This window comes from Bradyrhizobium stylosanthis (genome assembly GCF_001641335.1).
In the GTDB taxonomy this organism is placed as follows: domain Bacteria; phylum Pseudomonadota; class Alphaproteobacteria; order Rhizobiales; family Xanthobacteraceae; genus Bradyrhizobium; species Bradyrhizobium stylosanthis.
On sequence record NZ_LVEM01000001.1, the window covers coordinates 348,897 to 364,206 of the forward strand.

Below are 15,310 nucleotides of genomic sequence, written 5' to 3' on the forward strand. Positions count from 1 at the left end.
CCTGGTTGGCAACGGTTGCTAATTGTGCCGGCGACAGAATGGTTCCGCCGTTTCGTGTAAGCGGTGTCACATCGCTGTGAACCCGCTGAGGATGTGCAGTTTGTGCCAAGCAACTGGTTGCGCTTTGCCGCCTGTCGCGGATTTGCCTCCCCGTTAACGCTTCGCTAGCGCGCCTTGCGACATTTGAGCGGCGCGCAATCCTTACGCATTAGGCTTACCGGAATTTGGTGAGGAGGCCTTAACCCTCTCTGCGCAGCGATCGGATAGGTTGCGCTCCGGATAACCGGGGCCTTCTCATGCGCGCCATGGCGCTCGCTGCCATTCTGATCGGACTGCCCGCGACGGCGTTTGCCGACGGCGGCTTCGATATCGTGGTGCCCGGCCGTCCCGGCGTGCCCATCATCATCAACAACATCGATGCGTCCTATGCCGTCGTCGAAGGCGTGTGGGGCCTCGGCAAGAACGTCCAGGTGCAGCCGACGATCTATGGCGGACGTTATGTCGCCGAACGTCAACCCTCCGACGTCGGCCATTACTATCCGACGCTGGGCTTGCGGCCCGGCTACGGCCGGCTCGAGGTCGAGCCGCCCGCGAACCGCAAATTGCCCAAGCCCGCCGAAGGCTATCACCAGAGCTGGGGCGCGTCGTCCGCGCCGCTGCCGGTGCAGATGGATCCGCCCGTCGATCCGCCGCCGGTGATCTACGCGCCAGAGATCAACGATCGTCCGCGACCGCCCCGGCCGCGGCCGCGTGCACAGGTGCCCGGCAGGCCGCCGGGTTAAGAAACGACAAGATCCAACAAAACGGAAATCAACAGGAGAGAGTAATGCGTCAAATGATTTCGGGACTGGTCGCGGCGGCTGCCGTGATGTTTGTCGGGGCCGCGCCTGCCGCGGCTTGCGGCTTCAGCACGTGCGCCCCCGTTGCGCCGGTCTATAGCGGCTGCAACACCGGCTGCGGCGGCTATGGTTATGGCTACGGCGCCTATGAGCGTCTCGCCGAGCCGACCACGCAGTACTATTACGTCAACCAGGGCCCGACCTATACCGGCCCGGGCGCCTTCGCCCCGTATCCGACCTATCGTGAGGACGCGGTCGTCGCGCCCGCCAATTACGGCTACGGCTATGGCTATCGCGCCGCCGTGGCTCCGTATCACCGCCCGTACTACCGTCCGTACCGCTACGGCTACGGCCCGCGTTACGGCTATCTGCCGCGCACGCATTACGGTTACGGCCCGCGCTATGGCTACGCGCACCGTCACGCGCCGTATTACGGCGGTCACCGCGTGCTGCGTCGCTACTACTGATCTCTGATCGGCTGAGTTAAGCAAACGCCCGTCCGCGAGATGCGGACGGGCGTTTTGTTTTTCTCCGATGCGGCCGGGGCCTACCGCTTCATCAGCCCGAGCCGGCTGGCGCCGACATAGAGCGCGAGCACGGCGGCGTTGGAGACGTTGAGGCTCTTGATCTCGCCGGGCATGTCGAGCCGCGCCACGACGCTGCAGGTCTCGCGCGTCAGTTGCCGCAGGCCCTTGCCTTCGGCCCCCAGCACCAGCGCGAGCGGCTCGCGCAGCGTGACGTCCGCAATGTCCTCGCTGCCTTCGCTGTCGAGGCCGACGGTCTGGAAGCCGCGCTCGTTCAGGGCGGTGAGGGCGCGGGCGAGGTTTTGCACGGTGATCACAGGCACGAGTTCCAGCGCGCCGGAGGCGGCTTTCGCCAGCACGCCGGTCGCTTCCGGACTGTGGCGCGCGGTGGTGACGATCGCCTTCACCGCGAACGCCGCAGCCGAGCGCAGGATCGCGCCGACATTGTGCGGGTCGGTGATCTGGTCGAGCACCAGCACCATGCCTTCCTGCTCCAGGGTCTCGATGTCGGGCGAGGGCAGGGCATCGGCCTCGGCGAGCAGGCCCTGGTGCACGGCGTCGGGCGACAGCAGCCGGTCGATCTCCTGGGGACGGACGATTTCGGGGGTGACGCGGGTCGCGATGTTCTCGTCCGCGAGGCGCTTTGCGGCGTTCTCGGTCAGGGTCAGCTTGCGGATCCGCCGCGCCGGATTCTGCAGCGCCAGGGTGACGGTGTGCCAGCCATAGAGGATGACCGGCCCGTCGGGGTGCGAATCGCGGTCGCGCCAGGCCGGCCGGCCGGCCGATTTCCCTGTTCTGTTGAAGGGCTTAGCCCCGCCGCGGGGGCCCCTCGGGGCGAATTTTTTGTCCTTCATGGGCTCGCTTGTGTCACGGGTGCCGGAATATGGCAATTTGGGTGCCTCCGAGAGCGATTTTAGCTGTTCGCCTCGGTTGACTTTGCCCCACCGCTTCGCCCATAAACGCGCCCGGTCGCGCCCCGTTCGGGTTGTCGCGGCCTTCACGTTCCATGGCCGTCTTCGGTCCGCCGGCAAGGTCCGGCCCGATTGTGCTGCCGTCGAGCGGGGGAGTGTCCCGAGTGGCAAAGGGAGCTGACTGTAAATCAGCCGCCTCATGGCTTCGCAGGTTCGAGTCCTGCCTCCCCCACCAGCCTTCGCTCGCTTCGCGAGCTACGGCTGGGCAAGATGACCCAATCACCGTCACGCGAAGGTAGCGAAGGCTGTCGCGCCGTAGCCCGAAGGGCGCAGGCGGACTGAGGCCGCCCCCGGCCGCTATTCCATCATCTCCCGCACCAGCGGCACCACCTTGCGCCCATAGAGCTCGATGCTCGTCATCAGCTTCTCGTGCGGCAAGGGGCCGGCCGAATATTTCAGCTGGAAGCGCGAGATCCCGAGCGCCTTTGCGGTCTTCGCGATCTTGCGCGCCACCGTCTCCGGCGAGCCGACATAGAGCGAGCCGTGCTCGGCCTCGTTCACGAACTCGTCGCGACCCATTGGCGGCCAGCCGCGCTCCTTGCCGATGCGGTCGCGCATCGCCTTGTAATGGGGCCACAGCTCTTCGCGCGCCTGTGCATCGGTCTCGGCGACATAGCCGGGCGAGTGCACGCCGATCGGCTGCGCCGGGCGCCCGAACTCCTTGAAGGCGCGGTGATAGAGATCGACGAAGGGCGCAAAGCGCGCGGGATCGCCGCCGATGATGGCGAGCATCAAGGGCAGGTCGTAATGCGCGGCGCGGACCACGGATTGAGGGCTGCCGCCGACGCCGATCCAGGTCTTGAGCCGGCCGTTCTCGACCGGCGGATAGACCAGCTGATTGCGCAGCGGCGGACGCAGCTTGCCCTCCCAGCTCACCGGCTGCTGCGGCAGCAGCGCCGCGAACAGGTCGAGCTTCTCCTCGAACAGCTCTTCGTATTTGCGCAGGTCGAAGCCGAACAGCGGAAAGGATTCGGTGAACGAGCCGCGGCCGAGGATCACCTCGGCGCGGCCGTTGGAGAGCGCGTCCAGCGTCGCAAAGCGCTGGAAGACGCGGATCGGATCGTCCGAGCTCAGCACCGTCACGGCCGAACCGAGATGGATATGCTTGGTGCGCGCCGCGGCCGCCGCCAGCACGGTCTCGGGCGAGGAGATCGCAAAATCAGATCGGTGATGCTCGCCGAGCCCGATGAAGTCGAGGCCGAGCTCGTCGGCCAGCACGGCTTCATCGACGACGTTGCGGATCACCTGCGCATGCGCAAGCATGCTGCCGGTGGCGTCCTTGGTCACGTCGCCGAAGGTATCCAGTCCGAATTGAAGCGGTGCGGTCATCGCTGAGGCCTCTGGGCGCGCTTGCGCCTGTCGCATATGGGGGGAGATCGTTTTGCGGAGGAGCTAGGCCGCAGCGGCCGGTGCAACAATGCTGTTCCGGGAAACGCAGCGTTTCCTCTTTTTCATCTCCCGCGCTCAATCCGAGCTGGCGAACATCTCGACCAGGGTCTCGCGCAGCCAGCGCTGCGCCGGCACGGTGTCGTTGCGCTGGTGCCAGAACAGGCTGACGATCCGCGGCGGCGCCTTGAGCGGAAGCGGCATCGCATGCAGGAACGGCGCATGCCGGGACTGCGAACGCAAATCGCTCGGCAGCACGGCGATCAGGTCGGACTGGCGCACGACTTCGTAGGCGGCGCTGTAATGATTGACGGTCGCGACCAGATTGCGCGATTGGCCGCGCGAGGCGAGGAAGAGATCGTAGGACGGCATGGTCTTGCCGGCGAGGCTCACGTCGACATGGCCCGCGTTGAGGAAGGTCCGCGTGCTCAGCCGCTTCTGCGCGGCCAGCGGATGGCCGCGCCGCATGAAGCAGGCGTAGTCGACGGTCCAGAGCGAGCGCGAGCGAATGGAGGCCGGCTGCTGCGCCTCGTTGACATAGACGCTGAGCACGCAGTCCACCCTGTTGTCCTCGAGCTGGTCGGCGATCTCGACAACGGTGTTGGGCACGGTGTGGACGCGCGTCTTGGGCGCGACCTTGCCGAGATGGCCGAGCAGGTTCGGCATCACCAGCGAGGAGACGTAGTCCGACATCGACAGGCTGAATTCGGTCTGCGCGCGGGCGGCATCGAACACCTGCTCGTCAAGCGCGCCGCGCACGCTTTCCAGCGCCTCGCCGATCGGCTCCCACAGCACCACGGCGCGCTGGGTGGGGCGGATGCCGGTGCCGGACCTGACGAACAGGGGATCGCCGAGCGCGTCGCGCAGCCGCGCGAGTGCGTTGCTGACCGCGGGCTGGGTCATCGTCAGCGCGCTCGCCGCGCGCGTGACGCTGCCTTCGGTCATCAGCGCCTCGAAGACTTTCAGCAGGTTGAGATCGAGCGCGCGGAACGACACGAACATTCACCATAGTGATATATTAGATCATAATTATAAATTATGACGATAATGTCACTTTGTCTATGGTTCCCTCCCGAGCGGCGCGCCGGGCCCGTGACGTCAGAGGGGGACTTTCATGTCGATGATATCGGCGCGCATCGAGCGCCTTCCGTTCGCACGCTTCCACATGCACCTGTTGCTGATGGGCGGGCTCGGCTACATGTTCGACGCGATGGACGCGGCGGTGCTGGCCTTCATCCTGCCGGTGCTGCGCACGGCGTGGAACCTGACCAGCGTGCAGATCGGCGTGCTCGGCAGCAGCACCTATATCGGTTTCCTGTTCGGCGCGTTGTTCGCGGGCACGCTGGGCGACCTGATCGGTCGCCGTGCCGTGATGATGTCGGCGCTGGCGCTGTATTGCGTGGCATCGATCGTCAGTGCGATGGTGGACAGCTGGCCGTCCTTCTTCGCCGCCCGCGTCGTCGCCGGCATGGGCACCGGTGCTGAGAGCGCGATCATCGCACCTTATCTCGCCGAGTTCGTCGCGCGGCGTTACCGCGGCAGCTTCACCGGCGCGCTCGCCGGTTTCTTCTCCTTCGGCTTCGTTGCCGCGGCACTGCTCGGCTACTTCATCGTCCCCGCCTATGACAATGGCTGGCGCATCGTGCTGGTCATCACCGCGGTGCCGGTGGTCATGCTGCTGTGGTGGCGCCGGGCGCTGCCGGAATCGCCGCGCTGGCTCGAAAGCCGGGGACGGGAGAAGGAAGCCGAAGTCGTGCTCGACAGGATCGAGGCGAGCTTTGCGCGCGAAGGCCGTGTGTTGCCGCCGCCGGTCGTCGAAGCCGCAGCGCCCACGGGGACGGGCGGAACGCTGCTGGCGAATTTCGCGGCGCTTCTTGCGGCCCGCCAGGCGCGCATCACCATCATGACCTGGATCATGTGGCTGGCGATCACCTTCAGCTATTATTCCTTTTTCGTCTGGATCCCCGGCCTCCTGGTCCAGAACGGGATGAGCATCACCAAGAGCTTCGCCTACTCGATCGCGATCTATTGCGCGCAGATTCCCGGCTATTTCAGCGCCGCGTATTTCAACGAGCGCATAGGCAGGCAGGCGACTATTGCGACCTACATGGTGCTCGGCGGCATCAGCGCGCTCGGGCTTGCCTTCGCGCAGAGCGACCAGCAGATCATGGCGGCGGGAATCTTCCTGTCGCTGTTCATGAACGGCACCTACGCGGGCGTCTATGCCTATACCGCCGAAGTGTTCCCGACGCCGGTCAGGACCACGGGCGCGGGGCTCGCTTCCGCAATCGGCCGGATCGGCGCGATCGTCTCGCCGATCCTGGTCGGCTATCTCTATCCGAATTTCGGCTTCGCCGGCGTGTTCGGTATCACCACCAGCGTGCTGCTGATCGGCGCGCTCACCGTTGTGGTGATGGGCGTGCCGACCCGCGGCCGTTCGCTCGAAGAGATTGCGGCGGGCGAAGTCGCATGACGCGGACGAAAGTTACGGCTGATCCATTGCTGTGCGCCGTCGCGGCGTCGCAGGGCAGGGTAGATCAGCCGGCTGCGTTGTTCGCGGCGCTGGATGGCGCAACGAAGTCGGCGATCGGGCACAAGCTGTTCACGATCCTGACCTATGATGACGACACCGGCGAAGCGGCGAGGGTCTATTCCAATCTGCCCGGTCCCTATCCGACCGGCGGACGCAAACGCCTCGCGCCGGGCCCGTGGACCGAGGCCGTGCTCGATCGCGGCGAGGCCTATATCGGCTACAACAGGGATGATCTGCGCACCGTCTTCGCCGATCACGAGCTGATCGCCTCGCTCGGCTGCGAGAGCGTGCTCAACATGCCCGTGCGCTGGCGCGGCCGCACGCTCGGCTCGCTCAATCTGCTTCACGAGGCGGGCTGGTACGGCTACGACGATGCCGCCGCGTGCCTTCCCTTCGCCCAGCTCGCGCTGCCCGCGCTGCTGACGGCGACTTCATCCTGACCGGACAGGACACAACCATGCCCAGCATCCTCTTCAAGAACGCCGCTCTGCTCGATCCGCTCCAGCCGGATTTGCTGGAGGGACAACACGTGCTGGTCGAAGACAATCTGATCAAGGAGGTCTCCGACCGGCCGATCCAGGTCACTGCAGATCGCACCATCGATCTGAAGGGCAAGACGCTGATGCCCGGCCTGATCGACCTGCACGTGCACGCGATTGCGGTCGAGCTCAATCTGGCGCAGCAGGTGCACATGCCGAACGTGCTGGTGACGCTGCGCTCGACGCTGCTGCTGCGCGGCATGCTCAGGCGCGGCTTCACCACGGTCCGCGATGCCGGCGGTGCCGGCCATGCGCTGAAGCAGGCGATCGAGACCGGCCTCACCGACGGGCCGCGGCTGTTCGTCTCCGGCCGCGCGCTCAGCCAGACCGGCGGCCACGGCGACATGCGGGCACGCTCGGATTACCTCGCGAGCGACGCACCCTGTCCGTGCTGCGTGCGCGTCGGCGCGCTGGCGCGCGTCGCCGACGGCGTCGACGGGGTGCGCAGGGCTGCCCGCGAAGAGCTGCAGATGGGGGCCGACCAGATCAAGATCATGGCCTCCGGCGGCGTGGCGTCGCCGACCGATCCGGTCGGCGCCTTCGGCTACTCCGAGGACGAGATCCGCGCCATCGTCGAGGAGGCGCGGGGCCGTCAGACCTATGTGCTCGCGCACGCCTACACCGCTGCCGCGATCGAACGCGCGGTTCGCTGCGGCGTACGCACCATCGAGCACGGCAATCTGGTCGATGCGCCGACCGCGCGGCTGATGGCCGAGAAGGGCGCCTATGTGGTGCCGACGCTGGTCACTTACGAGGCGCTGGCCAATGAGGGCGCCCAATACGGCCTGCCGGCCGAGAGCGTCGCCAAGATCGCCGATGTCCGCGACGCCGGCCTGCGCTCGCTCGCGATCTATCGCGATGCCGGCGTGAAGATGGGCTTCGGCAGCGATCTGCTCGGACCGTCGCAGCGCCTGCAGAGCGACGAGTTCCGCATCCGCGCCGAGATTCTCGGGCCCCGTGCCGTCATCGCCAGTGCGACATTGATCGGTGCCGAAGTGTTGGGCATGGAAGGCAAGCTCGGCCGCATCGCACCGGAGGCCATCGCGGACCTGCTGGTGGTCGACGGCAACCCGCTGCGCGACGTCGCCTGCCTGCTCGGCCAGGGCGAGCACATTCCGATGGTGATGAAGGCAGGCAAGGTCCAGTTCGACCGGCTGAACGCGTAATCGCCGCCGCATCGCGCGCATGTGCGCGCCGATGCGGCGTCCTATTTCGCGATGCGCACGACCATCTTGCCGAGCGCCCCGCGCGTCTGCATGGTCCTGAACGCCTCGCGAAATTCTTCCAGCGCGAAGACGCGGCCGACCACGGGCTTCAGCTCGCCGTTGGCGAGCCAGTTCATCAGCTCCGACATCAGGCGCTTCTGCAACTCGGGCTCGCGCGTTGGAAGCTGCGCGAGGTCGACGCCGAGCAGGGCGCCGCCCTTCAGTAGCGGCAGATTGAACGGCAGCGCGGGGATGGCACCCGCGGCGAAGCCGACCACCAGATGGCGTCCGCGCCAGGCGATCAATCGAAAAGCCTGCACCGAGATTTCGCCGCCGACGGGGTCGAAGATCACGTCGGCGCCGTGCCCGTTGGTCAACTCCTTCAGCGTGTCGCGCCAGCCGGTCTGCGTGTAGTCGATGTCGGCGTCGGCGCCGTGCGCCCGTGCGAAGTCGCGCTTGTCCGGCGTCGATGCTGCGGCGATCACGCGGGCGCCGAGCAGCTTGCCGATCTGGACCGCCGCGATTCCCGTACCGCCGGCCGCGCCCAGCACGAGCAGCTGCTCGCCTTCACACAGCGAAGCGCGTCCGCTCAGCGCATAGAGCGCAGTCAGGTAGTTGGCGCGAAACGAGGCAGCGACCTCGGCCGCAACGCCGTCCGGCAAAGGATGGAGCGCTGCGGGACCAACGACGATCTCCTCGGCAAGCGCGCCCGACCGCGTCATGCCCATCACGCGCATGCCGGGTTCGAAGCCGCCGGCCATGCCTTCAATCACGACGCCTGCGAACTCCGTGCCGGGAATGAAGGGCAGGGGATCCTTGGTCTGATAGCGTCCCTCGATCTTCAAGCCGTCGACAAAGCCGATCCCCGCCGCCTCCACCCGGACGCGCAGTTGTCCGGCCTCGATGCGCGGGGACGGAACGTCCTTCAGCTCGATCTGATCGATGGACGCGTATTGCTCTACGACGACGGCTTTCATGTCGGACCTCTGTGGTTCCAGTTATCCTGACAGGTCCGGATGGCGGTCTCTTGTGTCTACCGCCACATCCCGCGCATCTTCGCGCCGATGTCGATCTTCGGTCCCTGGGCCGCTGTACGTGCTGCACCCGCTGCGGCCTTCGGCCAGGCGGTGCGCTCGAACAGGTAGACTAGGGATTCCGGGATGAAGCGGGTGCGCGAGGCGTAGACGTGGCGGTCGCCCTTGGCGGCCTGGCCGTGGACGAAGAAGCGCTGGGGCACGACGAGGTGCAGATCGTCCTTGGCGCGCGTCATCGCGACATAGAGCAGACGGCGCTCCTCTTCGATTTCGGCGCTGGTGCCGGCACCGAGATCGGACGGCATGCAGCCGTCGACGACGTTGAGCACGAACACCGATTTCCACTCCTGGCCCTTGGCGGAGTGGATGGTGGACAGGATCAGGTAGTCCTCGTCGCGGAGCGGGGGCCCGGATTTGTCGCTGGTCGCATCCGGCGGATCGAGCGTGAGCTCGGTCAGGAATTTTTCACGCGAGGCATAGCCGCTCGCGATCTGCTCGAGCTGCATCAGGTCGGCGCGACGCGTCTCGGAATCCTCGTGGATGCGATCGAGATGCGGCTCGTACCAGAGCCGGACGCGTTCGAGATCGGCCGGCCATTCCGAGTAGCGCAAATTCTCGACCGTGCGGACGAAGGCGGTCCAGTCGTCGCCGGTACGCGCCGGCACGGGAAACCGGCCGAGCGCGGCAAGCGGGTCCATGCTCTCCGCCATCTGGTCGAGCACGCGCTGCGCGGTGGCGGGGCCGATGCCGGGCAACAGGTGCAGGATGCGGAAGCCGGCGACGCGGTCGCGCGGGTTCTCGGCAAAGCGCAGCAAGGCCAGCACGTCCTTGACATGCGCGGCATCGAGGAATTTCAGCCCGCCGAATTTGACGAACGGGATGTTGCGGCGGGTCAACTCGATCTCGAGCGGACCGGAATGCGAGGACGTCCGGAACAGCACCGCCTGCTGCTTGAGCAGCGCGCCTTGCTCGCGGTTGGCCAGCACCTCCTCGACGATGTAGCGGGCCTGGTCGGCCTCGTCGTGCACGGTGACGAGCTGCGGCTTCGGCCCGGAGGTGCGGTCGGTCCAGAGGTTTTTGGTGAAGCGCTCGCGCGCAAGGCCGATGACGCCGTTGGCCGCCGCCAGCACCGCCTGCGTCGAGCGGTAGTTGCGGTCGAGCGTGATCATCTCCGCGCGCGGCGAGAAGCTCTGCGGAAACTCCAGGATGTTGCGCACGGTGGCGGCGCGGAACGAATAGATCGACTGCGCGTCGTCGCCGACCACGGTGAGGCCGCGGCCCTCGGGCTTGAGCGCCAGCAGGATCGAGGATTGCAGGCGGTTGGTGTCCTGATATTCGTCGACCAGTACGTGGTCGAAGCGGCCGCCGATCTCTTCGGCGATCAGTGCGTCGCTCATCATCTGCGACCAGTAGAGCAGGAGGTCGTCGTAATCGAGCACGTGCTGGGCCTGCTTGGCCTCGACATAGGCCGCGAACAGGCCCTTCAGCTCGGCCGCCCAGCCCGCGCACCAGGGATAGTGCTGGCCGAGCACCTTCTCGATCTCCATCTCGGCATTGACGCAGCGCGAGTAGATCGACAGGCACGTGCCCTTGGCCGGAAAGCGGCTCTCGGTCTTCGACAATCCGCGCTCGTGTCGGACCAAATTCATCAGGTCGGCGGAGTCCTCGCGATCGTGGATGGTGAAGGCGGGATCGACGCCGATCCGCTCGGCATATTCGCGCAGGAGCCGCGCGCCGATGCCGTGAAACGTGCCGGCCCAGGCGAGGGCGTCGCGCATGATCGCGGCATTGTTCTCTCCCAGCACCTTGCGGGCGATGCGCTCGACCCGGCCGGCCATCTCGGCCGCGGCGCGGCGGGAGAAGGTCATCAGCAGGATGCGTCGCGGATCGGCGCCGGCAACGATCAGGTGCGCGACGCGATGGGCCAGCGTGTTGGTCTTGCCGGAACCCGCGCCGGCGATGACGAGCAGGGGGCTTCCCACGGTCGCGCCGTCGGCCACGCCATGCTCGACGGCGCGGCGCTGCTCCGCGTTGAGCGTATCCAGATATGTCGCCACGAATCGCCCCGGTGAAAGGGGCAGACTCGGCAATCCGGCGGCGCTCCGCAAGGCATACGTGGAGGGCGGGGGACCGCTGGCGCGGGGGACGGCGCCGGCGTCGGCCGCTGCACCACCGGCCGCAACTCAGCTCGGCCGTACCATGAACGGCATGCTTTTGGCGTCGGGCTGGCCGGTGACCTTGAGGACGAGGCGGTAGATTCCGGTCAAGGTCGGGGCCGTCAGGCGCAGAACCGTCACTCCCATCGGAGGTCCGGAGTAGCGGATCGGCTTGGCAGGCGGGGGCGCGAACGGCTTGAAGTCGCTCTCGTCGAGTTCCGCCTTGCCCGGTGACTGGACCGCGCGCTCCCAGGAGAGTTCGCCCTGCAGCGATGTCGCGGGGGAACTCGACTGGATGAGGACCTCGAACGGCGCCTGGACCGGGACGATGACATCCTGGACGGTAATGTCGAACCGCTCGTCTTCCGCCGCCAACAGACCGTCGGCGCCGAACAGTTCCTGAAAGGCAAACCTCGCCTCTTCGGCGGCGATCAGGCTCACATGCGACTTGTCGGTGAACTGGATCTGCTGTCCCGGCAGGAAGGCGCCCTGCAACGACACCGTGCCATCGCCGGCCGACTCGGTCTCGATCTTGTCGACAATTCCACCGTTCCAAACGAAATGCGTGATCGTGCTGAAACGCGTTCCGACCATCAGAAAGGTGCGGACATGCGCCGGAATTGGCTTCGTCGCGATGTCGATGGCGTCGCGAAAGGCCTTGGCAAGATCGAGGGTCGCCGCGCTGAGCTTGAGCTCGTTGACCGCAAATGCCCGGTCGCTGAGCGAAATCGGCCCGAGGCCGCCTTCCACCTCCCGCTTCCAGATGATCGGTTCATGCTGAAGCGGAAATGTCTGATAGAGGGCGGTGTAACGCGGATCGTTGGCCAACCGTTGTGATTGGTCGGCGTTGAGGAAATCCGCCGCATGCAGCCCCAATGCGCCGGCGAGCGCGACAGGCGCGCCGTTGTGCGGCGTGCCGAACGTGGTGAGCGAGCGAATGGCGGCAAAGCCAGGCTCGTTCGTAAACTTGCCGCTTTGCAGATAATACCTGGTGACGAGCCCGCCCATGCTGTGGGCGACGATGTGAATCTCCGCCTTGCCGTTCCAATCGGCATGGATCTGCCTGATCCTGGGAGCCAAGCGCTCTTCGGCGGATTTCGTCAGATCGATGCGCCAGTCATAGGGCGCGGTATAGAGGGTCTTGTCCCGCGCCGAGAACATCGCCTGGCGGTTCTTCCTGTCGCGCAGCCGCGAGAACGCCTTGAGCCATTGCGCGTAGATGTCGACGACGTATCCGACCTTTCCGATGACTTCGCCGACGACGAGGTTCGGCTGAAGCAGGCGCTGAAACCGCTCTTCGTCGAAGCCCACGATTCCATTGAGCAGCGAGCCCGGCCAGACCATTCCCTCGCCATCCGAAAGTTCCGAGCCGAGCAGTCCCGGAACGAAGAGCAGCACCTTGGTCATGGCGTGTACTCCCGGATCGCCTGGATCATCTTCACGACGCTCGCGCGCGCGTAGTCCGGTAGTTCCTCGAGGCTGTGCGGGCAGATTTCCATCTTCTTCAGCAACACCACAATGTCCTTGCGGTCGTCGCAATAGTCCATGATGCAGCCGCGCGTATCGTCGTGCTCCTCGAGATCGAAATATTCGGCGAGGACCTGGGCGACGATCAGGAGTGCGAGACAGGCCTCGAACGACCGCCCCGCCTTCGCGGCGTAGCCGCGCAACTCGTAGGCGGACACCAGGATGATGCGCTTGCTCGAGACCGAGAAGAAGTCGATCTCAACGCCGTCGCGGTCGAATGGCGGGTTGGTCACGCGGTCCGCAATCAACGGCGCCAGCAGGCAGACCAGCAGATCGGTTCCGGTCGATTTGAGGATCGGCCGGGCAACGGGATAGATGTCCTCGGCCCAGACGCTGTTTTCGAGCTGCGGGTCTTCGGCAGTTTTGGGATCGAGCTTTTGGATGATCTCGCGGGTGCGGCGGCCCGACATGGTCAGTCCCATCGGCACCGTTGCCTCGATCCGGACGAACCTGAACAGCTTCTGCTTCCGGTTGATGGCGTCCAGCACGCGATTGACGAAGCCGGAATGGACGTCGATGTCCCAGACCGCGACATCGTGCGTCCGCGCCTCGCGGGCGCTGGCCGCGCGAGGCTTCGCGACGGACTTGGCCGCGGACTTTGCTGGAGACTTGGCCGCAGACTTGGCTGCAGATTTGGCCGCGAACTTGGCGGCGGGCTTCATGGCCGCGGCTTTCTTCGCAGCCGTCGTCTTCGCGGTGGTCGGCGTCTTGCCGGCCGGAGCACGCGAGCCGGACCGGACGAAACGTGTGGCTTTTTGCTTCTTGAACATCAGGACCCCTTCAGGGGGTGAACAGCTGGCTGCAGCCCGGCCGCCGGTACAGGACAGGAATTCCCCACTCGATGGCGGCGAATTTGAGCGCCTCCATTTCCTTGACCAGGGCGATCCGCCCCTTGTTGACGGCGACGTCGATGTTGCCGTCGGTGAGGAGCGAGCGATAGAGCGCGCCGGTGAAATCCGCGATCGAGCTGACGGAAATCGGCAACTGGTTGGCGACGACGGCCGGTACCCCTGAACGCACCAGGTTCTCGGCGATCGTGCCGAGCGGCTGCACGTCCTCGATCAGGGCGGTGTCGCAGGCACTCAGGATCACCAGGGCCGGTTCGGCATCCGAGATCATTTTCGAGAAGGGCTCCGTCCCGAGGACGATGCCGCCCTGCTGTCCTGCGCCGCGCAGCAGGATGCCGTCCGGCCGGCCATGACCGATGAAGTGAACGATGTCGTAGGGCCTCTCCTCGAGCGCGTCGCGAACCGTCTTCCTTGTTGCGCCCTCGACGAGGTTCATGGTGATCCGGGCGGCTCCCGGCCCCTGGATCCTCTCGCCGATGATGCGCTCGAGGTTTTCCTTGGTCTCCGTCCAGGGAATCCTTTCCCGGCCGAGGACGTCAGCACCGATGACGAGCACGGCAATCTGGGAATTGCCGATCGGCTTCGGCTTGCGCTCGGCGCCGTTGGCGACCGGAACGCTTCGCGCAAACGTACGCTTGGCGTGAGGCCCTTCGTTGACATCAGGCCATACGATGAATTCCCACGGGACCCGCTTGAGGCGGTTGTCGGAGGTGCAGAGCGTGATCTGGATGTTGCGCTGGCTCGCCGCATAGTAGAGATCGTTCACCGAGCCGGAAAACAGCGTGCGGCTCAGCTCGAGGCCGAAGTCCTTGAGTTGCGCGAGGGTCGGGCGATCGTCATCGTCCGTCAAGCTCTTCTCGAGCCTGTCTCGTGTGTCGATCAGTCCCTTGAGGACCTGATCCACGATGTCCGGCCCGTAAGCGAGCGAATAGTCGTCTGCGGCAACGGGGAGTGCCCCGCCTTGCTTCTCGGGCAAAAGAAAAAGATTTATCCTTGCGGCATCCAGCGCCACTGGAAACGTCCTGTCGCAATTGGCGTCACGGGTCGAAAAAGGGAATGCAATATGAAGTCGCAGGAATGGTACATTACCATCCAAAAGATGCAAGGTGCCGCCCGCGCCACCGCTGGCGTCGGCGCCGCGACAAATGATCCGGCATGACCGAGCTCAGGCCCGACCAGTTCGAGATGCGGCGGCTGGAATCGCTCAGCAACACCATTTTCGGTGTCGCCATGACGCTTCTGGCCTATGACCTGCCCAAGGCGGCGGTGTTCACCACTGCGCCCGATTGGAGCGATCTCGCCCGGGTCTATTCCGGCAAGCTGGCCGGCTTCGCGCTCAGCTTCATCATCGCCGGCGTGTTCTGGATCAGCCATCACCGCCGGCTGGCGCGCCAGCCCGTCGGCGGCCGCGGCTGCGTGATCCTGAATCTGTTCTTCCTGCTCTCGATCGTGCTGCTGCCCGTCACCAACGGGCTCTACACCAATTACGGCATGAGCAGCGCAGTTGCGGTGCTCTACGGCTTGCATCTGACCGCGATCGCCGGCCTCAATGCCTGGCTGTGGTGGACCATTCTCGGCCGCTGGAGCCACGAGATCATGGCCTCGATGTTTCCGCTGGCCGTGTTCATCCCGGGCACGATCGTGGCGGCATTCGCGCCGCAGGTCGCGCCCTTCGTGTGGTTCATCGCTTTCGGCGGGCTGCTGATCCAGCGCTTCTACGTCGCACCGGCCGGGCCGGGCGCGTAGGC

Annotated in this window: 15 protein-coding genes and 1 tRNA gene; 8 read left to right on the top strand and 8 right to left on the bottom strand. The window is 65.7% G+C overall.

The annotated features are described in order from the left end of the window. Window positions 1-296 precede the first annotated feature (296 nt). Together A7X65_RS01775 and A7X65_RS01780 are read left to right on the top strand one after the other, a co-directional pair. On the top strand, window positions 297-782 hold the full coding sequence (locus tag A7X65_RS01775; protein WP_063682653.1) for a hypothetical protein: 486 nt from the start codon (window positions 297-299) through the stop codon (window positions 780-782). 44 nt (window positions 783-826) lie between these two features. Further along, entirely contained in the window at window positions 827-1,306 is a 480-nt protein-coding gene (locus tag A7X65_RS01780; RefSeq protein ID WP_063682654.1) for a hypothetical protein, read from the top strand. A gap of 80 nt (window positions 1,307-1,386) precedes the next feature. Here the strand turns inward: A7X65_RS01780 and rlmB are convergent, their stop codons facing one another. Continuing rightward, window positions 1,387-2,217, bottom strand: a complete 831-nt coding sequence (gene rlmB / locus A7X65_RS01785) for a 23S rRNA (guanosine(2251)-2'-O)-methyltransferase RlmB (RefSeq protein ID WP_063682655.1) — start codon at window positions 2,215-2,217, stop codon at window positions 1,387-1,389. Between the two features lie 206 nt (window positions 2,218-2,423). On the opposite strand from rlmB, the gene A7X65_RS01790 reads away from it, so the two are divergent. After that, window positions 2,424-2,509: transfer RNA gene (locus A7X65_RS01790), tRNA-Tyr, on the top strand. A gap of 122 nt (window positions 2,510-2,631) precedes the next feature. Here A7X65_RS01790 and A7X65_RS01795 read toward each other — a convergent pair. Next, on the bottom strand, window positions 2,632-3,663 hold the full coding sequence (locus tag A7X65_RS01795) for an LLM class flavin-dependent oxidoreductase (RefSeq protein WP_063682656.1): 1,032 nt from the start codon (window positions 3,661-3,663) through the stop codon (window positions 2,632-2,634). 135 nt (window positions 3,664-3,798) lie between these two features. Then, a complete protein-coding gene (locus A7X65_RS01800) occupies window positions 3,799-4,722 on the bottom strand; it encodes a LysR family transcriptional regulator (protein ID WP_063682657.1) in 924 nt (307 codons plus the stop codon). Between the two features lie 112 nt (window positions 4,723-4,834). Between A7X65_RS01800 and A7X65_RS01805 the strand changes: the two genes are divergently transcribed. From A7X65_RS01805 to A7X65_RS01815, 3 genes are read left to right on the top strand one after another with little or no spacing between them, the layout of a single operon-like run. After that, complete coding sequence (locus A7X65_RS01805; RefSeq protein ID WP_063682658.1) at window positions 4,835-6,193, top strand: MFS transporter; 1,359 nt, start codon at window positions 4,835-4,837, stop codon at window positions 6,191-6,193. Then, window positions 6,190-6,693, top strand: coding sequence for a GAF domain-containing protein (locus tag A7X65_RS01810; protein ID WP_063682659.1), 504 nt, complete (start codon window positions 6,190-6,192; stop codon window positions 6,691-6,693). The genes A7X65_RS01805 and A7X65_RS01810 overlap by 4 nt, the downstream gene beginning before the upstream one ends. Window positions 6,694-6,710: 17 nt before the next feature. After that, on the top strand, window positions 6,711-7,958 hold the full coding sequence (locus A7X65_RS01815) for a metal-dependent hydrolase family protein (protein ID WP_063682660.1): 1,248 nt from the start codon (window positions 6,711-6,713) through the stop codon (window positions 7,956-7,958). 41 nt (window positions 7,959-7,999) lie between these two features. Here the strand turns inward: A7X65_RS01815 and A7X65_RS01820 are convergent, their stop codons facing one another. The 5 genes from A7X65_RS01820 to A7X65_RS01840 form a co-directional block, all read right to left on the bottom strand. Then, window positions 8,000-8,974 carry an NADPH:quinone oxidoreductase family protein gene (locus A7X65_RS01820; RefSeq protein ID WP_063682661.1) on the bottom strand — a complete coding sequence of 325 codons (975 nt, stop codon included), beginning with the start codon at window positions 8,972-8,974 and terminating at the stop codon, window positions 8,000-8,002. Between the two features lie 56 nt (window positions 8,975-9,030). Beyond that, the gene (locus A7X65_RS01825; protein ID WP_063682662.1) at window positions 9,031-11,088 is read right to left on the bottom strand and encodes an ATP-dependent helicase; all 2,058 of its coding nucleotides are present in this window, start codon (window positions 11,086-11,088) and stop codon (window positions 9,031-9,033) included. Window positions 11,089-11,214: 126 nt separating this feature from the next. After that, entirely contained in the window at window positions 11,215-12,594 is a 1,380-nt protein-coding gene (locus A7X65_RS01830; RefSeq protein ID WP_063682663.1) for an esterase/lipase family protein, read from the bottom strand. Beyond that, window positions 12,591-13,484, bottom strand: coding sequence for a hypothetical protein (locus A7X65_RS01835; RefSeq protein ID WP_063682664.1), 894 nt, complete (start codon window positions 13,482-13,484; stop codon window positions 12,591-12,593). The genes A7X65_RS01830 and A7X65_RS01835 overlap by 4 nt, the downstream gene beginning before the upstream one ends. A gap of 10 nt (window positions 13,485-13,494) precedes the next feature. Beyond that, window positions 13,495-14,538 (bottom strand): CHAT domain-containing protein, encoded by a 1,044-nt coding sequence (locus tag A7X65_RS01840; RefSeq protein WP_063682665.1) that lies wholly within the window; start codon window positions 14,536-14,538, stop codon window positions 13,495-13,497. Here A7X65_RS01840 and A7X65_RS42440 point away from each other — a divergent pair. Then, a complete protein-coding gene (locus A7X65_RS42440) occupies window positions 14,524-14,721 on the top strand; it encodes a hypothetical protein (protein ID WP_167358192.1) in 198 nt (65 codons plus the stop codon). The genes A7X65_RS01840 and A7X65_RS42440 overlap by 15 nt on opposite strands. Next, complete coding sequence (locus A7X65_RS01845; protein ID WP_063682666.1) at window positions 14,718-15,308, top strand: TMEM175 family protein; 591 nt, start codon at window positions 14,718-14,720, stop codon at window positions 15,306-15,308. Before A7X65_RS42440 ends, A7X65_RS01845 begins: the two co-directional genes overlap by 4 nt. The last annotated feature ends 2 nt before the right edge of the window (window positions 15,309-15,310 follow it).